Genomic DNA, 21,675 nt, shown 5'->3' on the forward strand with positions numbered 1-21,675 from the left:
ACCTCCGTGTGGGCCATCGTCCCGATGGGCGGGACGGGTGGGCACACGGGACGGCGCCCCCTGCCGGGCCCAGGCTTTCCGTGCCTGGACCCGGACCACGGGTGCGGCGCCGTCGTGGGTTGTGCCCACCCGTTCCGCTCTTGCGGAACAGTTGCCCACGACGAGGTCCTGCCAAGGGCGCGGCGGGGGCGGCAAGCGGTGCGGGCCGCAGCCCGGGCGGCCAGGGCCCGTCCGGCGGATCAGGGCCGGACGGGCCTAGGTGTCGGTGGGGTTGGCGGCGGGTTCGACGGAGGAGCCGGTGAGGTCCTCGATGGCTTCTTCGGCGGCCGCACGGCCCTTGAGGTAGGCCTCGCCGGGCGGCAGCGGCGGCACCGGCGGCGGCCCGACCGGTGTCGGCAGGTGCTCCGCGTCCGCCCCCGCCGGCGTCGCCCGCTCCAGGAAGCGGAGCAGTTCGACGGGGATGGGGAGGACGAGCGTGGAGTTCTTCTCGGCGGAGACCGCCATGACGGTCTGGAGCAGGCGGAGCTGGAGCGCCGCGGGCTGGTCGGACATGACGCCCGCCGCCTCGGCGAGCTTCTTGGACGCCTGGAGCTCCGCGTCCGCGTTGATGACGCGGGCCCGCCGCTCGCGGTCCGCTTCGGCTTGCCGGGCCATGGAGCGCTTCATGGTCTCAGGCAGGGAGACGTCCTTGATCTCGACGCGGTCGATGGCGACGCCCCAGCCCATGGCCGGGCTGTCGAGCATGAGCTCCAGTCCCTGGTTGAGCTTCTCCCGGTTGGAGAGGAGGTCGTCGAGGTCGCTCTTGCCGATGATGGAGCGGAGCGAGGTCTGCGCCATCTGGGAGACGGCGAACTTGTAGTCCTCGACGCGGACGAGCGCGTCGGCGGGGTCGACGACCTTGAAGTAGACGACCGCGTCGACCCGTACGGTCACGTTGTCGCGGGTGATGCCCTCCTGCGCCGGCACGGGCATGGTGACGATCTGCATGTTCACTTTGTGCAGGCGGTCGACGACCGGGACGATCATGGTGAAGCCGGGGGAGCGGATGTCGTCGCGCAGCCGACCGAAGCGGAAGACGACCCCCCGCTCGTACTGCTTGACCACCCGCGCGGCCGCACCCGCGTACACCGCGGCCGCCGCACACGCTCCGGCCGCCGCCACCAGCAGCTCTTCGATCATCACGGCCCCCTGAATCGAGCCGAACAGTACAAAAAGGGTATTCCCCTACAGCCAGCTCGCGAACTCGAGGAGCAGTTCGGCGTCCTGCCGCCGCCCCGCGGTCAGCGCCCGCGTCCCCGACTCGACCGCGCGGAACAGGGTCCAGCCCCGCAGTCGCTCCCGGTCGAGGTCCAGGGAGTCGGCCAGCTTGTTGACCCGCCGCCGGGCCGCCGAGGCGCCGGAGGAGGCGGCGACCAGGTCCTCGACCCGGTCCCGTACGAGCCGGGCGAGGTCGTAGGCCCGCTCGCCGACCAGCGGTTCGGGTCCGACGGCGAGCCAGGGTGCCCGGTCGCCGGCGAGCACCTTGCCCTGGCGGAAGTTCCCGTGCAGCAGCAGCGACTCGGGGGAGGCGGCCACCAGCTCCTCGCGGGCGGTGAGTGCGGCCGCCGTCAGGGCGGCGGTCGGGGCGTCGGACAGGTAGGGGCGCATGGCCTCCGCCTGGTGGGCCGTCCGTTCGGTCACCGTCTGGAAGCCGCGTTCCGCCGGGGGCTCGACCCACAGCTTGCGGACGGTCCCGGCCGCTTCCAGGAGCGCCTTCGCCTCGGGGAGGGAGCGCAGCGATACCTCGGGATGCAGCCGTTCGAGGACGAGCGCACCCGTCCCGGCCTCGTCGAGGAGCTGGACCGCGCCCCAGCCGTTCCAGTGCGCCAGCGCGTCCCGCTCCAGGTCCGGCCGGGTGAACGGGGGCGCGATCTTGAGTGCGGCGGGGGAGCCGTCAGGCCGCCGGACGAGTGCCACGAGGCTGCTCCGTCCGCCGGGGGCCATCACTCGTTCGGCGTCGAGGGAGGCACGGTCGAGTGCCTCGTCGGCGAGCTCGGGCAGCTTCCCGAGCCACTCGGCCGCCGCTGCGTCCCCGTACGTCTCGCCGAGCGTCCTGACGAGTCGCTGCGGCGGTTCGAAACCCATGCGTACGTTGTTCCTTCGGTCGGGGCCGGACTCACACCCGCTCGGCGAGCCCAGGAAAGGTTACGTCGCTGCCGCGCCAGCGGACGGCCCGTACCGCGGCCTCCCGTACCGCGGCGGCCGCCTCGCGGCGCATCGGGCCCTCGGCGGCCCGTACGAGGTCGGAGTACACCCCGGCGACCCGGTCCTCCAGGACCGCGGCCAGGCGTACGGCGCCGGCCGGGTCCGCGACCGGGAACGGCAGCGCGTACGCGGCCTCCGCGGCCACCGGCGTGCCGCCGAGGTCGCGGACGGTGCGGCGCAGCGCGTCGCGTCGCGCCCGGTGCGCCTCGTACGCCGCCCTGGCCTCCGGGCGCCGTTCGGCGCCGATCCGGCCGCCGACGACCCCGTAGCCGTACACCGCCGCGTGCTCGGCGGCCAGGGCGGCCTGGGCCGCGTCGAGGGCGGTCATGCCCGGGCTCCTTCGGTCAGCAGGTAGGCGTGCGCGGCGCCGGCCGCCGCCACCGAGGCGAGCAGCCGGGCGTACTCGGGCGGGGCCGTGAGCAGCGCGGCGGTGTGCCGGTCGGAGGCCGCCCGCGCGGCGGCGGCGAGCTCCTTCAGCGCTGCCCGGGGGTCGGCCGGAACCGGCGCGGGGGCGGCGGTCGCCCGCGTCGTGGCGGCCGGCGTGGGGGACGCGCCGGCGGAGGGCGGTGCGGACGGGGAGGCGGTGGCCGTCGCGGGGATCACGGTCGTCCCGCCCTCGCCGAGCGCCTTCGCGTGGGCCGCCACCGAGCGCCGCAGCGGTGTCAGGCGGGGCGCGAGGGCGGGGTGCGCGGCGAGGACGGCGTCGTAACGTTCCAGCAGGCCCCGCGCGGAGGTCACGGCGCGCAGCCGCAGCGCCGCCTCGGCGCGCGCCACCCGTTCGGCCTCCCGTTCGGCGGCGGTCGGCTGCCGCGTACCGCCGTCCGAGGACGAGTCGCAGCCCACGAGGGCCGCCGCGCCCGCCGTCGCGCCCGCCACCAGGAGCGCGCGCCTGCCCGTCGTCGTCACGCCTTCTCCCTCGGCTGTCGTCCGTCGTCGAAGATCGTCGAGATCACCGCAGGCGAGCGTACCCGCGGGCCCCGGGGCGGTGGACGGCAACACCCTCCGGGACCGGATACCCTTTGGTCTGACACGCGACGAACCCACAACAGCACACGCGGCCGAGGAGTCACCCGGATGAGCACCACCCAGAGCGACAGGCTGCGCGGAATCGTGGAGCCGCTCGTCGCCGCGAAGGACCTGGATCTGGAAGAGATCGAGGTGTCCCGGGCCGGCCGCCGCGGACTGCTGCGGATCGTCGTCGACTCGGACGAGGGCGTGGAGCTGGACGCCTGCGCCGAGCTGAGCCGCGCGATCTCCGAGAAGCTCGACGAGACCGACGCGATGGGCGAGGGCGAGTACGTCCTCGAAGTCAGCTCCCCCGGCGCCGACCGCCCCCTGACCGAGCACCGCCACTACGTGCGGGCCACCGGCCGCCTCGTCAAGCTCCAGCTGGCCGAGGAGGGCGATCTCGTCGCCCGGATCCTCGCCGTGGACGAGGACGGCCTCGACCTCGAAGTGCCGGGCGTGAAGGGGCGCAAGCCCACCGCCCGCCGGGTCGCGTTCGCCGACATCGCCAAGGCGCGTGTCGAGATCGAGTTCAACCGCAAGGACAAGAAGGAAGAGGAGGCGTAGCCGTGGACATCGACGTGAAGCTGCTCAAGGGCTTGGCGCATGAGAAGGAGATTTCCTTCGACCTGCTGGTCGAGGCGATCGAGTCGGCCCTCCTCATCGCGTACCACCGCACCCCCGACGCCCGCCGCCACGCGCGCGTGGAGCTGAACCGGGCCACCGGCCACGTGACGGTGTGGGCGAAGGAGGACCCCTCCGAGCTGGAGGAGGGCCAGGAGCCCAAGGACTTCGACGACACGCCGTCGGACTTCGGCCGGATCGCGGCGAGCACCGCGCGCCAGGTCATCCAGCAGCGGCTGCGTGACGCCGAGAACGACGTGACCTTCGGCGAGTACGCCCGCCGCGAGGGCGACGTCGTCGCCGGTGTGGTGCAGCAGGGCAAGGACCCGAAGAACGTCCTGGTCCGTCTGGACGACAAGCTGGAGGCCATCCTTCCGGTCCAGGAGCAGGTGCCGGGCGAGGCCTACACGCACGGTCTGCGCCTGCGGACGTACGTCGTCCGGGTGGCCAGGGGCGTCCGCGGTCCGTCCGTCACCCTTTCGCGTACGCACCCCAATCTGGTGAAGAAGCTCTTCGCCCTGGAGGTGCCGGAGATCGCCGACGGTTCGGTCGAGATCGCGGCCATCGCCCGCGAGGCCGGTCACCGCACCAAGATCGCCGTCCGTTCCACCCGTTCGGGCCTGAACCCCAAGGGCGCCTGCATCGGCCCGATGGGCAGCCGCGTCCGCAACGTGATGGCGGAGCTGCTCGGCGAGAAGATCGACATCGTCGACTGGTCGGACGACCCGGCCGAGATGGTGGCGAACGCGCTCTCCCCGGCGCGGGTCTCCAAGGTCGAGGTCGTCGACCTGGCCGCCCGGTCGGCCCGCGTGACGGTGCCGGACTACCAGCTGTCGCTCGCGATCGGCAAGGAGGGCCAGAACGCCCGCCTCGCCGCCCGTCTCACCGGCTGGCGGATCGACATCCGTCCGGACACGGAGCCGACCGGCCCGCAGGACTGAGATCGTTTTTAGCCAACAACTGTTCGATTCTTGCCCCAAACGGGCGGGGTCGGTACGGGGAGGTAGACTTAATCGTGTCTGGCCGGACGCAAGCCCGCGTATGCCCTGAACGAACCTGTGTGGGATGTCGGGAGCGAGCGGCCAAGAGCGATCTGCTGCGGATCGTGGTGATCAAGGACGAGTGTGTTCCGGATGATCGCGGTACGCTGCCCGGCCGGGGTGCGTACGTGCACCCCGCCGTGGTCTGTCTCGACCTTGCGGTCCGCCGCCGGGCGTTCCCGAGGGCCTTCAAGGTTCAGGGCCCGCTCGACACGGCGGAACTGCGTCACCACGTCGAGCGGTCGGCACCGCAGTGAAGAAGTACGGCACGGATCACCGTGCGGTCAGGTACCTCGCGAGTTGGAAGTAGGTCGAGATTGCGATGAGCACTCGATGAGTACGCGATGAGTACGCCCATGAAGTAGCGACGGTCCGGCGGTAACCGGACCTAAAAGGAGCGAAGTGGCTAAGGTCCGGGTATACGAACTCGCCAAGGAGTTCGGTGTGGAGAGCAAGGTCGTCATGGCCAAGCTCCAAGAACTCGGTGAATTCGTCCGATCTGCGTCCTCGACGATCGAGGCGCCGGTCGTGCGCAAGTTGACTGACGCGCTGCAGGGTCCCGGCGGCAACGCCGGCAAGACCGCAGCGAAGCCTGGCGCGCCCCGCAAGGCGACGCCTTCCCCCGCCGCACCGGCTCCGGCCACCGCGGCACGTCCCGCTGCCCCCAAGCCCGGCGCCCCGGCCCCCAAGCCGGCCCCCGCCGCGCCCGCGGCGCCGGCTCCGGTCACCCCGGCCGCGCCCGCGAGCAGCACCCCCTCTCCGGCTCCGGCCGCCTCGGGCCCCCGCCCGGGCCCGAAGCCCGCGCCCAAGCCGGTCACGCCGGCTCCGGCCGCGCCCGAGTTCACCGCGCCTCCGTCGGCCCCCGCCGCCGGTCCGCGCCCCGGTGGCGCCGCCCAGGGACCCCGTCCCACCGGCGACCGCCCCGCCCGTCCCGGCCAGGGCGCCCCGCGTCCGCAGGGCCAGGGCCAGGGCCAGGGTGCTCCGCGTCCCGGCGGCCAGCAGGCCCCCCGTCCGGGCGGTGCCCGTCCGGCCGGCCCGCGTCCCGGCAACAACCCGTTCACCTCGGGTGGCTCCACCGGCATGGCGCGACCGCAGTCGCCCCGCCCCGGTGGCGGCGCCCCGCGTCCGCAGGGCCCCGGCGCCGTTCCGGGCGCTCCGCGTCCGCAGGGTGGCCCCGGTGGCGCCCCGCGTCCGCAGGGCCAGGGCGGCGCGCGTCCCACCCCCGGTGGCATGCCGCGTCCGCAGGCTCCCCGTCCGGGCGGCGCGCCCGGCGGTAACCGTCCGAACCCGGGCATGATGCCGCAGCGTCCCGCTGCCGGCCCGCGCCCCGGTCCTGGCGGCCGTGGTCCCGGTGGCCCCGGCGGTCGTCCGGGCGGTCCCGGTGGTGGCGGCGGCGGTCGTCCCGGCTTCGCCGGTCGTCCGGCCGGTCCCGGCGGTGGCGGCGGCGGCTTCGCCGGCCGTCCCGGTGGTCCCGGTGGTGGCGGCGGCGGTCGTCCGGGTGGTCCCGGCGGCGGTGGCGGCGGCTTCGGCGGTCGTCCCGGTGGCTTCGGTGGCCGTCCCGGCGGTCCGGGTGGCCGTGGTGGCACGCAGGGCGCCTTCGGTCGCCCCGGCGGTCCCGCGCGTCGTGGTCGCAAGTCGAAGCGTCAGAGGCGCCAGGAGTACGAGGCCATGCAGGCCCCGTCCGTGGGCGGCGTGATGCTTCCCCGCGGTGGCGGCGAGGTCATTCGCCTGTCCCGCGGTGCCTCCCTCACCGACTTCGCCGAGAAGATCGGCGCCAACCCGGCGTCGCTCGTCGCGGTGATGATGAACCTCGGCGAGATGGTCACGGCGACGCAGTCCGTCTCCGACGACACGCTGCAGATGCTCGGCGACGAGATGAACTACCAGGTTCAGATCGTCTCCCCGGAGGAGGAGGACCGCGAGCTCCTCGAGTCCTTCGACATCGAGTTCGGCGAGGACGAGGGTGGCGAAGAGGCTCTGGTCTCCCGTCCGCCGGTCGTCACCGTCATGGGTCACGTCGACCACGGTAAGACCCGACTGCTCGACGCGATCCGCAAGACGAACGTCGTCGCGGGCGAGGCCGGTGGCATCACCCAGCACATCGGTGCCTACCAGGTGGGTACCGAGGTCAACGGCGAAGAGCGTCGCATCACCTTCATCGACACCCCGGGTCACGAGGCGTTCACCGCCATGCGTGCCCGTGGTGCGAAGTCGACCGACATCGCGATCCTCGTGGTCGCGGCCAACGACGGCGTCATGCCGCAGACGATCGAGGCGCTCAACCACGCCAAGGCCGCCGGCGTCCCGATCGTCGTCGCGGTCAACAAGATCGACGTCGAGGGTGCGGACCCGACCAAGGTCCGCGGTCAGCTGACCGAGTTCGGTCTGGTGGCCGAGGAGTACGGCGGCGACACGATGTTCGTCGACATCTCCGCCAAGCAGGGTCTGCACATCGACTCCCTGCTGGAGGCCGTGATCCTCACCGCCGACGCCTCGCTCGACCTTCGGGCCAACCCGAACCAGGACGCGCAGGGTATTGCGATCGAGTCCCACCTCGACCGCGGTCGCGGTGCCGTCTCGACCGTCCTGGTCCAGCGCGGAACGCTGCGCATCGGCGACACCGTGGTGGTCGGCGACGCGTACGGCCGCGTCCGGGCGATGCTCGACGACAAGGGCAACAACGTCGAGGAGGCGACCCCGTCGACTCCCGTCCTGGTGCTCGGTCTCACCAACGTTCCGGGTGCCGGCGACAACCTCCTGGTGGTCGACGAGGACCGTACGGCGCGTCAGATCGCCGAGAAGCGCGCTGCGCGTGAGCGCAACGCCGCCTTCGCCAAGCGCGTCCGCCGGGTGTCCCTCGAGGACCTCGACAAGGTGCTCAAGGCCGGTCTGGTCCAGGAACTCAACCTCATCATCAAGGGCGACGCGTCCGGTGCGGTCGAGGCCCTCGAAGCCTCGCTGCTCCAGCTCGACGTCGGCGAAGAGGTCGACATCCGCGTCCTGCACCGCGGTGTGGGTGCGGTCACCGAGTCCGACATCGACCTGGCGATGGGCTCCGACGCCATCGTCATCGGCTACAACGTCCGTGCGGCCGGCCGTGCCGCGCAGATGGCGGAGCGCGAGGGCGTCGACGTCCGGTACTACTCGGTGATCTACCAGGCCATCGAGGAGATCGAGGCGGCCCTGAAGGGTCTCCTCAAGCCGGAGTACGAAGAGGTCGAGCTCGGTACGGCGGAGATCCGCGAGGTCTTCCGCTCGTCCAAGCTGGGCAACATCGCCGGTGTCCTCATCCGCTCCGGCGAGGTCAAGCGCAACACCAAGGCGCGCCTCGTCCGCGACGGCAAGGTCATCGCCGAGGACCTCACGATCCACGGTCTGCGCCGCTTCAAGGACGACGTCACCGAGATCCGCGAAGGCTTCGAGGGCGGTATCAACCTCGGAAACTTCAACGACATCAAGATCGACGACGTCATCGCGACGTACGAGATGCGCGAGAAGCCGCGCGCCTGATCGCGTCCGATCGCAGCAGTGAGTCGGGGCCGGTCGGCGGAAGTTATTCCGTCGATCGGCCCCGGCCGTTGCGTGTACGGTTCTGGTGTCCCTGCCGAGCGACGGCCCGGCAGGTCACCGAACCCGAACCGGCGGGACATCCGGCACCACATGTACGTGGGGACTCTGTCCTTCGATCTGCTCCTCGGCGACGTTCATTCGTTGAAGGAGAAACGCTCCGTCGTCCGGCCCATCGTCGCCGAGCTCCAGCGCAAGTTCTCCGTGAGCGCGGCCGAGGTGGGCGACCAGGACCTCCACCGCAGGGCCCGGCTGGGCGTCGCGCTGGTGTCCGGGGACCACGGATTCGTATCGGACGTGCTCGACCGCTGCGAGCGGCTCGTCGCCGCGCGTCCCGAGGTGGAGCTGCTTTCGGTGCGCCGAAGGCTCCACACTGATGAAGACTGATTGAGCAAGGCAAAGAAGGAGAAGGACCAGTGGCCGACAACGCGCGGGCGAAGAAGCTGGCAGACCTCATCCGGGAGGTGGTCGCCGAGAAGCTGCAGCGTGGCGTCAAGGACCCCCGCCTGGGTACGCACGTGACCATCACGGACACCCGCGTCACCGGTGACCTGCGGGAGGCCACGGTCTTCTACACGGTCTACGGCGACGACGAGGAGCGGGCGAGCGCCGCGGCCGGTCTGGAGAGCGCCAAGGGCGTCCTCCGTTCGGCCGTGGGCCGGGCGGCGGGGACCAAGTTCACGCCGACCCTGACCTTCGTGGCCGACGCCCTCCCGGAGAACGCCAAGACGATCGAGGACCTCCTCGACAAGGCGCGGGCCTCGGACGCCCAGGTGCGGGAGGCGTCCTCGGGCGCCGCCTTCGCGGGCGAAGCCGACCCCTACAAGAAGCCGGGCGAGGACGAAGCCGCCGAATGAGCACCGCAGCCAAGACGCCCGACGGCCTTGTCATCGTCGACAAGCCGTCGGGCTTCACTTCGCACGACGTCGTGGCCAAGATGCGCGGGATCGCCAAGACCCGCCGCGTCGGCCACGCCGGCACGCTCGACCCCATGGCCACCGGCGTCCTCGTCCTCGGCGTGGAGCGGGCGACCAAGCTCCTCGGTCACCTCGCGCTGACCGAGAAGGAGTACCTGGGCACCATCCGCCTGGGCCAGACGACGATCACCGACGACGCCGAGGGCGAGATCACCGCCTCCGTGGACGCCTCCAAGGTGACCCGCGAGGGCATCGACGCGGGCGTCGCCGAGCTGACCGGCGCCATCATGCAGGTGCCGTCGAAGGTCTCCGCGATCAAGATCGACGGCAAGCGGTCGTACGCGCGCGTGCGCGGCGGCGAGGAGTTCGAGATCCCGGCCCGCCCGGTCACCGTCTCCTCCTTCCGGGTGTACGACGTGCGGGAGGCCGTGGCCGAGGACGGCACGCCCGTCGTCGACCTCGTCGTCTCGGTCGTCTGCTCCTCCGGCACGTACATCCGGGCGCTCGCCCGGGACCTCGGTGCCGGACTCGGCGTGGGCGGCCACCTGACCGCGCTGCGCCGCACCCGGGTCGGGCCGTACAAGCTCGACTCGGCCAGGACCCTGGACCAGCTCCAGGAGGAGCTCACGGTCATGCCGGTCGCCGACGCGGCCGCGGCGGCGTTCCCCCGCTGGGACGTCGACGAGAAGCGGGCCAAGCTGCTGCTCAACGGCGTCCGCCTGGAGATGCCGGAGTACCCGAAGGGGCCCGTCGCGGTCTACGGGCCCGACGGCGGGCTGCTCGCGCTGGTCGAGGACCAGCGGGGCAAGGCGAAGAGCCTGGCCGTCTTCGGCTGAGGACCTCGGCGCACGGGACTTCCCGGACGCCTGGTGGGGCGGGCACGCGCGCGTGCCCGCCCCACGTCGTTCCCCCCGGCTTCCCCCGGGAGGACTCTGTCCGCCGGAGCGCGGGAAATTCACCCCATCGGGGAGGCGCTCGGAGCGAAGGGGGGAGTGTCAGGGGGCGCGTTTCCCGCCGAGCGCCGTGCGGTGATCACCGGCGACCTACCGTCGTCACCATGGGACGCGGGGACCTGGCGACGCTGGTGCGGATCTGCGATCTGGCGGGCCGGCCGCGCGGCACCGGATTCCTCGCCGACCACCACGGAACGGTCGTCACCAGTCACGAAGCCGTCGACGGGCTCAGCCGTGTCGTCCTGCACGCCCCGGGCGACCGCACCTGGCTGGCCGAGGCCGAGGCCGTCACCCCGCTGCCCGAGAGCGGCCTCGCCCTCGTCCGCACCGAAGGGCTCGGCGGGCGCCCCCTGCCGCTCGCGACCCGCGCCGAGATCGAACCCGGGACGTACGTGCGGATCGCCGCCCACGGCTGGCGCGAGGCACGCGTCCTCGGCCCGGCCACCGTCACGTACACCGCCACCGACCGATTCCACGCCCTCGACGACGCCCTCGAACTCGCCATCGGCACCGAGGGCGCGGAGGCGCTGAGGATCGGCGGCCAGGCCGCCGGCGGCCCCGTCCTCGACACCGTCACCGGCACCGTCCTCGCCGTCCTCGGCACCGCCCTGCACGGCGACCGCCAGGCCGCCGGTTACGCCGTGCCGCTCCGGTCCGAGGGCCCCCTCACCGCACTGCTGCGCCGCAACGCCGCCACCGTCCCCGCCTACGGGCCCGACCTCAACCTCGCCGGCATCCTCGAACTCACCGCCACTTCCACCGGCCCCGTCGGCGAGACCGGGCCCTGGCCCGAACCCGTCGAACGCCCCGACTGCGCCCGCGAGTTCGCCCGCTTCACGGCCGGTGGCGCACCCGTGCTCGCCCTGGTCGGCGGCCCCGGCACCGGCCGCACCACTGCCCTCGCCTCGCTCTGCGCCCACCGGGCCCGCGGCGAGGCGCCCGCCCCCACCGTCCGGCTGCGCGGCGCCGACCTCCGCGCCGACGACCACTCCCTCGCCGACGCCGTCGGCCGCGCCCTCCACCAGGCGGGCCGCATCGTCGCCGCCTCCGGGGCCCTCGGCGACACCACGACCGCGACCCCCGAGCGGGCCGCCGCCCTCGCCCGGGACGCCGGCCGCCCCCTCCTCGTCGTCCTCGACGGCCCCGAGGAGATGCCCCCGCGCCTCGCCCACCGCCTCGCCGACTGGACCGCGGCCACCGAGCAGTGGCTCCGCGCCCACCGCACCCGGCTCGTCACCGCCTGCCGCCCGGAGCACTGGGAACAGGCAGGAGCCCTCTACGGCCCCGACGCCCTCCACCGGCCGTCGGGAGACCCGGGCGACGGACTGCCCGCCGCCGTCGCCCTCGGCGCGTACTCCGAGACGGAGGCCAGGGCCGTACGCCGGGGGTACGGACTCGACGAGACGGACCTCGCCGAGGCGGACGCCCGGCACCCGCTGGCCCTCCGGCTGCTCGCCGAGGTCCGTGCGGCCCTGCCCGGCGGGGCACCCGGGCGGCCCGGACGCGAGGAGATCTTCACCGCCTACCTGGACCTGCAGTGCCTCCGCGTGGCCGTCCGGATCGCCGCGGGCTCGCCCCTCCTGCGCGGCACGGCCGTACGCCGGCTCGCCGCGCGCGTCACCGGCCAGGTCCACGAGGCGGCCCGCCGCTGCCTCGGCCCCGGACACGGGCTCCTCGACCGCGCCTCCTTCGAGGAGCTCTTCCCCTGGCGGGAGGGCTGGGCCTCCGCCGTCCTCACCGAAGGCCTCCTCGTCCCCGCCGGCTCCGGCTACCGCTTCGCCCACGAGGAACTCGCCGACTGGGTCCAGGCCGCCCACCTCGACCTCGACGCCGCCCTCCACTCCCTCGTCCACCGCCACCACGACGCACCACCCGGCCCCGCGGCCGCCCACCCCGGCCGACGGGCCGCGCCGGCCTTCACGGCGGCGGGCGCGTCGGCCGCGCCGGGCCCGGCGACCACTCCGGGCCCGCCCGTCGTGCCGGCCACCTCCGCCGCGCGCACCCGGCCGGCCGCGCAGGCCCCGCCCACCGCGTCCGCCGCCCTCGCCGGACCCCCGCCCCAGCCCGGCACGTCCGCGCCCGCCGGGCCTCCGCCCCCGCCCGCCGTCGTGCCCCGGCAGCGGGACGGCGTGCCACCGGCGGGGGCGGCCGGGTGCCCGCCCGTCCCGCCGCACCGCATCGGACCGGTCCTCCAGGCCCTGCTGCTGCTCCACCGGGAGCGTGGACCGGCCGGGCTCGCTCCCAGGCTGGCCGCGCTCGTCGAGTCGCTGGCGCGGTTCGCCGACGCGGGACCGGACGAGGACCCCGGCGGGGACGGGCCCTGGTGGGCCGCCCGGCTGCTCGGGGAGAGCGTGCGGCGGCTGCCGGACCTCCGGCCGTACCTGCCCGTCCTGCGGCTGCTCGCCGACCGGATCGGAGCCGGGCCGGGACGGCGGGCGGCCTTCGCCCCCTTCGGCCCGGGGTTCTGGCAGGGCCTGCCGCTCGGCGACGACGAGCGCATCGACCTGCTGCGACGCCTCGTCCCGGCCGACGCGCCGCGGGACCGTGCCGACGCGCCGCGGGACCGTGTCGACGCCGCCCCGACGCGCGAGCGCACCGCCGCGGACCCGCCGGCCGGCACGACGCGCGGCGAGGAGCGGGCCCTTGAGGTGGTGGCCGGGATGCTCGTGGCCGACCCGCGCGGGGTGCAGCCGCTGCTGTGCCGGTGGTTCGGGGACGAGCGGCCGCTGCCGGGCCCGCCGGGGGCGACCGTGGCGACGGCGGCGCAGGCACTGCTGCACACCCGCAGGGGGTCGGCCGTCGACGATCTGTGCGAGGCGCTGGTGGCCACGGCGCATCCGCTGGCCGACGGGCTGCTGGCGGCGCTCGCCGAGGACGAGCCGTCGGCGGTCTGCCGGGCGGTGGACCGCTGGGCCCACGACGACGGGCGACCGGAGCGGAGGGTCGCGGCCGCCGCGTACGGGCAGATCGTCGCGGGACGCGCCGACACCTCGGCCGACCGGGAACTGCTCCGCTACGCGGCGCTCGCCCTGCTGGCCCGCCCCGGCGACCGGGCCCTCCACGGCGCCGCCCTGGGCCTGCTGATCCGCGACCCGCACACCAGGGCCCGTCATCTGCCGCGGGCCCTCGCCGAACCCCAGGTGCCGGCGACCGCCCTCGCCGAGGCGCTGGGCAGCCACCCCGAGCAGGTCCTCGGCGTGTTCCGCACCCGGCTGCGGGGAGCCGGCGAGGAACCGGCCGCCGCGCTGCGGGCGCTCGCGGAGATCGACACCCCCGCACTCGCCCGCAGGATCGCGGCCCTCGTGCGCGACTACGCGGGCCGCCACCCCGAGGGCGCCGGGCACGTGGCCGCCTTCGTCGACCGCCGGTTCGAGGACGGCCCGGCGGCCAGGGCCGTCCTGCACCCACTGGTCGCCGGTCTGATCAGGGGCCGCCCCGCGCCCGTACGCCGTGCCCTGGCGCCGGTGCTCGCGGCACCCGGCAGCGGCGCCTCCCGGCATCTGCGGGCCGAGCTGCTCGACGTACTCCTGGAACACGAGCGGTACGAGGCCGAGGCGGGGGAGTTCACCGTCCTGGAGGCCCTCCTGGCCGCCGCAGCCGAGGGTGCGGGCGGCCGCAGCGAGCCCCGTACCCGGGACCTCACGCACCGGGTCGGCCTCCTGTGCGCCCGTACGCCCGAAGGCGCCCGGCGCTTCGACCAGGCCCTCGCCCGCCACTGTCGCGAGCTGCCCGCGGTCGCCGCGCTGCTCGCCGGCTGGACGGACGCCGCCCCCGGCGACTGGGCACCGCTGCTCGGCCCGGAGATCCTCCGGACGCTGCGGAGCCGCGGCACCTCCATGCCGATGCCAACCGATGGCCGTGGGCATGGCAGTCTTAGACCGGCGTAATCGGCGAACAGGCGGACGAGGAGCGGTCACAGTGCAGCGCTGGCGTGGCTTGGAGGACATTCCCCAGGACTGGGGGCGCAGCGTCGTCACCATCGGCTCCTACGACGGGGTGCACCGCGGACACCAGCTGATCATCGGGCGGGCCGTCGAGCGCGCCCGGGAGCTCGGCGTCCCCACCGTCGTCGTGACGTTCGACCCGCACCCCTCCGAGGTCGTGCGGCCCGGCAGCCACCCGCCGCTGCTCGCCCCGCACCACCGGCGTGCCGAGCTGATCGGGGAACTCGGCGTCGACGCGGTGCTGGTGCTGCCGTTCACCGCCGAGTTCTCCCAGCTGTCCCCGGCGGACTTCATCGTCAAGGTGCTGGTCGACAAGCTGCACGCCAAGGCCGTCATCGAGGGCCCCAACTTCCGCTTCGGGCACCGGGCCGCCGGCGACGTCGCGTTCCTCGCCGAGCTCGGCGAGACGTACGACTACGAGGTCGAGGTCATCGACCTGTACGTCAGCGGGGCGGCGGGCGGCGGCCGGCCCTTCTCGTCCACCCTCACCCGGAGCCTCGTCGCCGAGGGCGACATGGCAGGAGCGGCCGAGATCCTCGGACGCCCGCACCGGGTCGAGGGCATCGTGGTGCGCGGTGCGCAGCGCGGCCGCGAACTCGGCTTCCCGACGGCCAACGTCGAGACGCTCCCGCACACCGCGATCCCCGCGGACGGCGTCTACGCCGGCTGGCTCACGGCGGCGGGAGAGCGGATGCCGGCGGCCATCTCGGTCGGCACGAACCCGCAGTTCGACGGCACGGAGCGGACGGTCGAGGCGTACGCGATCGACCGCGAGGGGCTCGACCTGTACGGCCTGCACGTGGCCGTGGACTTCCTGGCGTACGTGCGCGGCATGCTCAAGTTCGACACCCTGGACGACCTGCTCCAGGCGATGGCCGGCGACGTGAAGCGCTGCCGCGAGCTGACGGAGACCTACGACCGGGAGCACCCCGCCCCTTAGGGCCTGTCCGGCGGATCAGCCCCTTCGACTGGCACACGACGTCCTCGGGGCCGCCCGCGAGCCGCAGGTCCGGACAGCGGCGCAGCAGCGTGGAGAGCATCACCTCGGACTCCGTCCGGGTCGGCATCGCGCCCATGCAGTGGTGCGGCCCGTGCCCGAAGGACACGTGCCCGGTGCCCTCCCGGTCGAAGTCGAGGGCGTGCGGGTCGGCGAAGACCTCCGGGTCCCGGTTCGCGGCGAGGTAGGAGGCGTACACCGCCTCACCCGCACGGATGACCACCCCGCCGACCTCGACGTCCTCCGTGGCGATCACCGCAGCCGGCCGCGGCCGACGAGGCGGGAGGCCCGCGGCGCCCGGGAACAGGCCCGCCGCGCCGTGAGCCGGCGGGGCTGAGCACCTGGGGCCGGGGCCCTCGTCCGGGCCCCAGCCGGGGCCCTCAGCCCCGTACCCCCTCCCGTGTCGCCCAATGGCAGGCCACCGCCTGTTCCCCGCCGCCGCTCAGGATCGGCAGGAGTTCGTCGCGGCAGCGGTGTGCGACGGGTGCGGCCTCGCCCGAGGCGAGGATCTGGCAGCGGGCGTGGAAGCGGCAGCCGGAGGGGATGCGGGAGGGGTCCGGAGGCTCGCCGGTCAGGACGACCGGGGTGTCGCCGGACTCCGGCAGGACCGACAACAGGGCCTGGGTGTAGGGGTGCTGGGGGCGGGTGAGGACGGACTCCACGGTGCCGGTCTCCACGACCCGGCCGAGGTACATCACCGCCACCCGGTCGGCGATGTTCCACGCCAGTCCGAGGTCGTGCGTCACGACCAGGGCGGAGAGCCCGAGTTCGTCGCGCAGGCGCAGCAGCAGCGCCAGGATCTCGCCGCGTACGGACGCGTCCAGGGAGGCCACGGGCTCGTCGGCGACGATCAGTTCGGGCTCCAGGACCAGCGCGCCCGCGATGACGACCCGCTGGCGCTGCCCGCCGGACAGCTCGTGCGGGTAGCGGAGGAAGAAGCGTTCCGGGGGCCGCAGCCCCGCCCGCGCGAGGGCCCCGGCGACCGCGGCCCGCTCGTCCCCCGCGTAGCCGTGGATCCGCAGCCCCTCGGCGACCGCGTCGTACACGGTGTGCCGGGGGTTCAGCGATCCGCTCGGGTCCTGGAGGACCAGCTGTGCCCGCTTACGGTAGGCCTTGAGGGCACCGGCGGAGTACGAGAGCGGCTCGCCCTCGAAGGCGACCGCGCCCGACGTGGGGCGCACCAGGCCGAGGAGGGAGCGGGCCAGCGTCGTCTTGCCGCAGCCCGACTCCCCGACGAGGGCCACGATCTCGCCCGGGCCGATGTCCAGGTCCACCCCGTCCACCGCGCGGGCGGGCGCCGCGCCGCGCCGGCCGGGAAAGGTGACGTGCAGTCCGCGCGCCGAGAGCAGCGGACCCGCCCCGGACCCCGTACGCCCGGCGCCGGCGTCGCCGAGGCCCAGGGCAGCGCCCACGGCGTCGCTCGCGGTGTCGCTCATGTCGCACTCCCCACGTGTACGCAGGCGGCCCGGCGTCCAGCGCCCGCCTCCCGCAGTTCCTGGTCCTCCTCGGCGCAGGCCTCCACGGCCATCGGGCAGCGCGGCCGGAAGGAGCAACCGCCTGGCAGGTCGGCCGGGTCGGGCGGGTCGCCCGGCAGGCCGCGCGGCGCCCGCCGGGACGCGAGGTCCCCGATGCGGGGGAACGCCGAGGACAGTGCCCGCCCGTACGGGTGCTCGGCGGCCTCGTACACGGCCCGCGCCGGCCCCTCCTCGACGACCCGGCCCGCGTACATCACGGCGAGCCGGTCGCAGGTGTCGGCGAGGACGGCCAGGTCGTGGCTGATCATCAGGAGGCTGATGGACTGCTCGGCGACGAGCCCCTCGATCAGCCGCAGGATCTGCGCCTGGATCATCACGTCCAGCGCCGTCGTCGGCTCGTCGGCCACGATCAGCAGGGGGTCGCAGGCCAGCGCCATCGCGATCATCACGCGCTGCCGCTGACCGCCGGAGAGTTCGTGCGGATACGCGGCGGCCCGCGCGGCGGGCAGGCCGACCTGTTCGAGCAGCTCGCCGACCCGCGCGCGGGCCGCCGCCGGCGTCGCCCTGCCGTGCACGAGCAGCGGCTCGGCGATCTGGTCCCCGATCCGCTGCACGGCGTTCAGCGAGTGCATCGCGCCCTGGAAGACGATCGACGCGCCCGCCCAGCGCACGGCCCGGAGCCGGCCCCACTTCATGGCGAGGACGTCCTCGCCGTCGAGCAGGACCTGGCCCTCGATCCGCGCCGAGGCCGGCAGCAGGCGCAGCAGCGCCAGCGCGAGAGTGGACTTGCCGCAGCCGGACTCGCCCGCCACGCCCAGCTTGCGCCCCGCCTCCAGGGACAGGTCGACCCCGCGCACGGCGGGCACGGCGTCCGCGCCCGAGCCGTACGTCACCTTCAGATTCCGTACTTCGAGCAGGCTCAACGCCCCACCCCCAGCTTCGGGTTGAGCACGGACTCGACGGCCCGGCCGCACAGCGTGAACGCGAGGGCGACCAGGGCGATCGCGATCCCCGGCGGGGCCAGGTACCACCAGTGCCCGGAGGAGACCGCGCCCGCCTCGCGGGCGTCCTGGAGCATCCCGCCCCAGGAGACCACCGTCGGATCGCCGAGTCCGAGGAACGCGAGCGTCGCCTCCGTGAGGATGGCGGTCGAGATGCCGAGCGTGGTCTGCGCGAGCACCAGCGGCATCACGTTCGGCAGCACGTGCCGGCTCATGATGTGGCCGTGGCCCCCGCCGAGCGCGGTCGCCCGCTCGATGTACGGGCGGGACTCCACGGCGATCGTCTGGGCCCGCACCAGGCGGGCGGTGGTCGGCCAGGAGGTCACCCCGATGGCCAGGACCACCGTCCACATCGACCGGGACATGACGGTCGCGAGCACGATCGCCAGGACCAGCGTCGGCATCACCAGGAACCAGTCGGTGATCCGCATGACGACGGTCGAGAACCAGCCGCCGTAGTGCCCGGCGATGATCCCGACCAGCGTGCCGATGGCGACCGAGAGGGCCGCCGCGAGCAGGCCCACGAGCAGCGAGATCCGCGCCCCCCAGATCAGCAGCCCGAGCAGCGAACGGCCGAACTGATCCGTGCCGAGGGGGAATTCGGCGCTCGGTGGTTCAAGGGCTTCGCCCGGCGCCTCCGTCACCGACTGCACGTCCGCGCCGACGAGCAGCGGGGCGGCGAGGGCGATCAGCGCGATCAGCGTGAGCCCGGCGAGGCCGAACAGCCCGGCGCGGTGGGTGCGGTACCGCTGCCAGAAGCGGGCGACCGTACGGCGGCGGCGCGCCCACGTGAGGGAGGCCTTCGTGGGCGGCGTCGCCCCCTTCGGGGCGGCCGGGGCCGCCGGGGCCGTCGCCTGCCCGGCCGTCGTCCCGCTCTCCGTCGGCGTCGTCGTTTCCTTCGAGGTCATCGGCCCACCCGGGGATCGAGCAGCGGATAGAGCAGGTCGGCGATCAGGTTCATCAGGATCATCGCCGCGGCGAAGACCACGAACAGGCCCTGCACGAGCGGCAGGTCGGGCACGCTCAGCGCCTGGTAGAACAGCCCGCCGAGCCCGGGCCAGGAGAACACCGTCTCCACCAGGATCGAACCGGCCGCCACATGGCCCAGGTTGATGAAGATCATCGTGACGGTCGGGAGCAGCGCGTTCGGCACCGCGTGCCGCCGGCGCACCACGTCGTCGCGCAGCCCCTTCGCCCGTGCCGTCGTCAGGTAGTCGCCGCCCATCTCGTCGAGCAGCGAGGAGCGCATCACGAGCAGTGTCTGCGCGTAGCCGACGGCCACCAGGGTGACCACCGGCAGGACCAGGTGGTGGGCGACGTCGAGGACGTAGCCGAAGCCGGTCTCGCCGGTCCCGGACTCCATGCCGCCGGTCGGGAACAGTCCCGGGATCGGCCCCATGCCGACCGAGAAGACGATGATGAGCAGCAGACCGAGCCAGAAGGAGGGCACCGACCACAGGGTCAGCGCGATCCCGGTGTTCAGCTTGTCGCCGAGACCGCCGTGGCGCCAGGCCGAGCGGGTGCCGAGCCACAGCCCGAGCGCCGAGTAGATCACCACGGCGACGCCGGTCAGCAGCAGCGTCGCGGGCAGCTTCTCGGCGATCAGGTCGCCGACCGGGGCGCGGAACTGGAACGAGATGCCGAGATCACCGCTCAGCGCGTGGGCGCAGTAGTCGGTGAACTGCTGCCACAGCGGCAGGTCGAGGCCGAACTGGCGCCTCAGTGTGGCGAGTTGTTCGGCAGAGGTGGGCACGCCGTGGGTCATCGCCTTGACCGGGTCGCCTGGGATGATCCGGAAGAGGAAGAAGCTGGTGACCAGTACGGCGAAGAGCGAGACGAGCGCGCCGCCCAGCTTCCCCGCCGCGTGGCGGAGGTAGCCGGCGGAGGAACCGGTGCGGGGTGCGCCGTCCGCGGCGCGGGCCTCCGGGGCCCGCGCCACGTCGGCGGGGGTGCTTGCCGTCGTCACGTACTACTCGCGGTCGTCGGCGGTGGAGCGGCGGCGCAGCCCGAGGAAGAGACCGGCGCCGACCACGACCACCACGGCCGCGGCGATGCCGACGATCACCCCGGTGGACGAGCCGCCCTGGTCGTCCTCGGCCTGGGCGGTGGGCACGGCCGACCACCAGCTCCAGTAGCCGTCCTGCCCCCACAGGTTGCCGGCGGCCTCCGGCATGGTCGTGATGGACCGGATCTGGTCGGTGCGGTACGCCTCCAGGGCGTTCGGGTAGGCCATGACGTTCATGTACCCCGTGTCGTACAGCCGGGACTGCATCCGCTTCACCAGATCCGCCCGCTTGGCGGCGTCGTACTCCACCGCCTGCTGCGCGTACAGCCCGTCGAACTGCGGGTCGCAGATGAAGTTGTCGGTGGCGCCGGTGTCCTTCGGCGTCGCCGGGAGCGTGCCGCAGGTGTGGATCGACAGGACGTAGTCCGGGTCGGGGTTGACGGACCAGCCGTCGAAGGCGAGGTCGTAGTCGCCCTTGGCCCACGGGTCGGAGACGCTGTCCAGGCATTCGACCTTCAGGCCGATGCCGAGCTTGCCCCACCACTCCTGGAGGTACTTGCCGACCGCCTTGTCGTTGGGGTCGGTGGCGTGACAGAGGATCCGGAAGTCGAGCGGCCTGCCGTCCTTGCCGACGCGCTTGCCGTCCGCGTTCTTCCGGTAGCCGGCGGCGTCGAGGACCTTCTCGGCCGTGGCCGGGTCGTACGTCCGCTTCTGCGCGGCCGGCGGCTCCCAGAAGTACGAGCCGAAGCGCGGCGGGATGTAGCCCTGGCCCTCGACGGCGTGGCCCTGGAAGACCTTGTCGACGATGGTGGTGCGGTCGACCGCGAGGAAGAGCGCCTTGCGCACGGCGGGGTCGAGGAGCGCCGGGTGGCCGTTGCCGAAGGTCTTGCCGTCCCTGGCCTTCGCGCCCGGGTTGGTGGCCAGGGCGTAGAAGCGGCGGCCGGGGGCGTCGTTGACCTTGATGTCCTTCTGGGTCTTCAGGGCGTCGGCCTGGGCGGGCGTCAGGTTCGGGACGAAGGACACCTCGCCCTTCTGCAGGGCGGCGACGGCCGCGTCACCGTCCTTGTAGTACTTGAAGACCAGTTCGTCGAACTTGGGTGCGCCCCGCCAGAACTTCTTGTTCGGCTTGAGCTTGATGTACTGGTCGACCTTGAAGTCGGTGATGACGAACGGACCGTTGCCCACGATGGGGAACTGCTTGTCGTTGTTGAACTTCGAGAAGTCGCCGACCTTCTCCCAGACGTGCTTGGGCACGATCGGCACGTCGAGTGCCGTCATCGTGGCCTGCGGCTTCTTCAGGCGGATCACCAGTGTCTGCGGGTCGCTCGCGGTGACCTCCGCGAAGTTGGCCGTGAAGCTGCCGTTCGCCGTGGCGGCGTTCGGGTCGGTCATCATCTTCCGGAACGTCCAGGCCGCGTCCTCGGCGGTGACCGGCTTCCCGTCGGACCAGGTCGAGTCCTTGCGGATGGTGTACGTCCACGTCAGCTTGTCCGCCGACGGCGTCCAGGCGGTCGCCAGACCCGGGACCGTACGCGCGTCCTTCGGGTCGTAGTTGGTGAGGTACTCATAGGCCAGCCGGTGGATGCTGGTCGAGGTGAGCTTCTGGGCGAGGAACGGGCTCAGCGAGTCGATGCTCTGCGAGACGGCCACCGTGAGCGTGGTGCCGCCGGACTTCTCGTCCTCCGCCTGCGCGGTGCCGGGGACGGCGGCGAGGGAGCCGGCGGCGACACCGGTGGCGAGCAGCAGTCGGAGGGCTCTGCGGGCGGGGGCGGGACGGGGTGGAACCTTCGTGACCATGACCATGGGACGTGACCTCGCGTCGGAGTTACTGTCGTGGATCTTGGGCTGACGATGGGTGAAGCGAAGGTGTATCAGCGGTGGTCTGCCGTCGTCAACGATCCCT

At 73.5% G+C, this 21,675-nt stretch carries 19 protein-coding genes; 9 read left to right on the forward strand and 10 right to left on the reverse strand.

Annotated features, from left to right (window positions below; translation table 11 throughout):
* Positions 1-255 precede the first annotated feature (255 nt).
* Genes OO54_RS19885 through OO54_RS19900 form a run of 4 tightly spaced genes read right to left on the reverse strand, consistent with a single transcriptional unit; the run spans position 256 to position 3,150 of the window.
* A complete protein-coding gene (locus tag OO54_RS19885) occupies positions 256-1,179 on the reverse strand; it encodes a slipin family protein (protein ID WP_033204910.1) in 924 nt (307 codons plus the stop codon).
* Positions 1,180-1,224: 45 nt separating this feature from the next.
* Positions 1,225-2,124 carry an aminoglycoside phosphotransferase family protein gene (locus tag OO54_RS19890; RefSeq protein WP_033204852.1) on the reverse strand — a complete coding sequence of 300 codons (900 nt, stop codon included), beginning with the start codon at positions 2,122-2,124 and terminating at the stop codon, positions 1,225-1,227.
* A 31-nt stretch (positions 2,125-2,155) separates the two neighbouring features.
* Positions 2,156-2,572: a ferritin-like domain-containing protein gene (locus OO54_RS19895; RefSeq protein WP_033204854.1), complete on the reverse strand. Its 417-nt coding sequence runs from the start codon at positions 2,570-2,572 to the stop codon at positions 2,156-2,158.
* Positions 2,569-3,150 carry a hypothetical protein gene (locus OO54_RS19900; RefSeq protein ID WP_033204856.1) on the reverse strand — a complete coding sequence of 194 codons (582 nt, stop codon included), beginning with the start codon at positions 3,148-3,150 and terminating at the stop codon, positions 2,569-2,571. Before OO54_RS19900 ends, OO54_RS19895 begins: the two co-directional genes overlap by 4 nt.
* Positions 3,151-3,318: 168 nt before the next feature.
* On the opposite strand from OO54_RS19900, the gene rimP reads away from it, so the two are divergent.
* From rimP to OO54_RS19950, 9 genes are all read left to right on the forward strand, one after another.
* Complete coding sequence (gene rimP / locus OO54_RS19905; protein ID WP_017235869.1) at positions 3,319-3,816, forward strand: ribosome maturation factor RimP; 498 nt, start codon at positions 3,319-3,321, stop codon at positions 3,814-3,816.
* A 2-nt stretch (positions 3,817-3,818) separates the two neighbouring features.
* Positions 3,819-4,814 (forward strand): transcription termination factor NusA, encoded by a 996-nt coding sequence (gene nusA, locus OO54_RS19910; protein WP_033204858.1) that lies wholly within the window; start codon positions 3,819-3,821, stop codon positions 4,812-4,814.
* A gap of 74 nt (positions 4,815-4,888) precedes the next feature.
* The gene (locus OO54_RS19915; protein ID WP_078905268.1) at positions 4,889-5,170 is read left to right on the forward strand and encodes a YlxR family protein; all 282 of its coding nucleotides are present in this window, start codon (positions 4,889-4,891) and stop codon (positions 5,168-5,170) included.
* A 145-nt stretch (positions 5,171-5,315) separates the two neighbouring features.
* Positions 5,316-8,423, forward strand: a complete 3,108-nt coding sequence (gene infB / locus OO54_RS43695; protein WP_078905269.1) for a translation initiation factor IF-2 — start codon at positions 5,316-5,318, stop codon at positions 8,421-8,423.
* 150 nt (positions 8,424-8,573) lie between these two features.
* The gene (locus OO54_RS19930) at positions 8,574-8,867 is read left to right on the forward strand and encodes a DUF503 domain-containing protein (RefSeq protein WP_017235865.1); all 294 of its coding nucleotides are present in this window, start codon (positions 8,574-8,576) and stop codon (positions 8,865-8,867) included.
* 29 nt (positions 8,868-8,896) lie between these two features.
* Positions 8,897-9,337 carry a 30S ribosome-binding factor RbfA gene (rbfA, locus tag OO54_RS19935; protein ID WP_033204862.1) on the forward strand — a complete coding sequence of 147 codons (441 nt, stop codon included), beginning with the start codon at positions 8,897-8,899 and terminating at the stop codon, positions 9,335-9,337.
* A complete protein-coding gene (gene truB, locus OO54_RS19940) occupies positions 9,334-10,233 on the forward strand; it encodes a tRNA pseudouridine(55) synthase TruB (protein ID WP_033204864.1) in 900 nt (299 codons plus the stop codon). Before rbfA ends, truB begins: the two co-directional genes overlap by 4 nt.
* 221 nt (positions 10,234-10,454) lie before the next feature.
* A complete protein-coding gene (locus OO54_RS19945) occupies positions 10,455-14,237 on the forward strand; it encodes a S1 family peptidase (protein ID WP_033204866.1) in 3,783 nt (1,260 codons plus the stop codon).
* Between the two features lie 31 nt (positions 14,238-14,268).
* Positions 14,269-15,234, forward strand: coding sequence for a bifunctional riboflavin kinase/FAD synthetase (locus tag OO54_RS19950; RefSeq protein ID WP_017235862.1), 966 nt, complete (start codon positions 14,269-14,271; stop codon positions 15,232-15,234).
* Here OO54_RS19950 and OO54_RS43700 read toward each other — a convergent pair.
* The 6 genes from OO54_RS43700 to OO54_RS19980 form a co-directional block, all read right to left on the reverse strand.
* Complete coding sequence (locus OO54_RS43700; protein ID WP_399522831.1) at positions 15,131-15,547, reverse strand: cytochrome P450; 417 nt, start codon at positions 15,545-15,547, stop codon at positions 15,131-15,133. The two genes, OO54_RS19950 and OO54_RS43700, sit on opposite strands and share 104 nt — an antisense overlap.
* Positions 15,548-15,671: 124 nt before the next feature.
* Positions 15,672-16,727 (reverse strand): ABC transporter ATP-binding protein, encoded by a 1,056-nt coding sequence (locus OO54_RS19960; protein WP_234439331.1) that lies wholly within the window; start codon positions 16,725-16,727, stop codon positions 15,672-15,674.
* A complete protein-coding gene (locus OO54_RS19965) occupies positions 16,724-17,689 on the reverse strand; it encodes an ABC transporter ATP-binding protein (protein WP_033204869.1) in 966 nt (321 codons plus the stop codon). The genes OO54_RS19960 and OO54_RS19965 overlap by 4 nt, the downstream gene beginning before the upstream one ends.
* Positions 17,686-18,675 (reverse strand): ABC transporter permease, encoded by a 990-nt coding sequence (locus tag OO54_RS19970; RefSeq protein WP_033204871.1) that lies wholly within the window; start codon positions 18,673-18,675, stop codon positions 17,686-17,688. Before OO54_RS19970 ends, OO54_RS19965 begins: the two co-directional genes overlap by 4 nt.
* Positions 18,672-19,733 (reverse strand): ABC transporter permease, encoded by a 1,062-nt coding sequence (locus tag OO54_RS19975; protein ID WP_033204873.1) that lies wholly within the window; start codon positions 19,731-19,733, stop codon positions 18,672-18,674. Before OO54_RS19975 ends, OO54_RS19970 begins: the two co-directional genes overlap by 4 nt.
* Positions 19,734-19,736: 3 nt before the next feature.
* Positions 19,737-21,569, reverse strand: a complete 1,833-nt coding sequence (locus OO54_RS19980; RefSeq protein ID WP_033204915.1) for an ABC transporter substrate-binding protein — start codon at positions 21,567-21,569, stop codon at positions 19,737-19,739.
* Positions 21,570-21,675: the final 106 nt, after the last annotated feature.

Origin of the sequence: Streptomyces wedmorensis (assembly GCF_000716445.1) — a bacterium.
Lineage (GTDB): Bacteria > Actinomycetota > Actinomycetes > Streptomycetales > Streptomycetaceae > Streptomyces > Streptomyces wedmorensis.

Excerpts from the sequence above, each read along its gene's own strand:
- OO54_RS19885 (WP_033204910.1), bottom strand. The coding sequence starts at position 1,179 with ATGATCGAAGAGCTGCTGGTGGCGGCGGCCGGAGCGTGTGCGGCGGCC.
- OO54_RS19890 (WP_033204852.1), bottom strand. The coding sequence starts at position 2,124 with ATGGGTTTCGAACCGCCGCAGCGACTCGTCAGGACGCTCGGCGAGACG.
- OO54_RS19895 (WP_033204854.1), bottom strand. The coding sequence starts at position 2,572 with ATGACCGCCCTCGACGCGGCCCAGGCCGCCCTGGCCGCCGAGCACGCG.
- rimP (WP_017235869.1), top strand. The coding sequence starts at position 3,319 with ATGAGCACCACCCAGAGCGACAGGCTGCGCGGAATCGTGGAGCCGCTC.
- OO54_RS19930 (WP_017235865.1), top strand. The coding sequence starts at position 8,574 with ATGTACGTGGGGACTCTGTCCTTCGATCTGCTCCTCGGCGACGTTCAT.
- truB (WP_033204864.1), top strand. The coding sequence starts at position 9,334 with ATGAGCACCGCAGCCAAGACGCCCGACGGCCTTGTCATCGTCGACAAG.
- OO54_RS19945 (WP_033204866.1), top strand. The coding sequence starts at position 10,455 with ATGGGACGCGGGGACCTGGCGACGCTGGTGCGGATCTGCGATCTGGCG.
- OO54_RS19960 (WP_234439331.1), bottom strand. The coding sequence starts at position 16,727 with ATGAGCGACACCGCGAGCGACGCCGTGGGCGCTGCCCTGGGCCTCGGC.
- OO54_RS19970 (WP_033204871.1), bottom strand. The coding sequence starts at position 18,675 with ATGACCTCGAAGGAAACGACGACGCCGACGGAGAGCGGGACGACGGCC.
- OO54_RS19980 (WP_033204915.1), bottom strand. The coding sequence starts at position 21,569 with ATGGTCACGAAGGTTCCACCCCGTCCCGCCCCCGCCCGCAGAGCCCTC.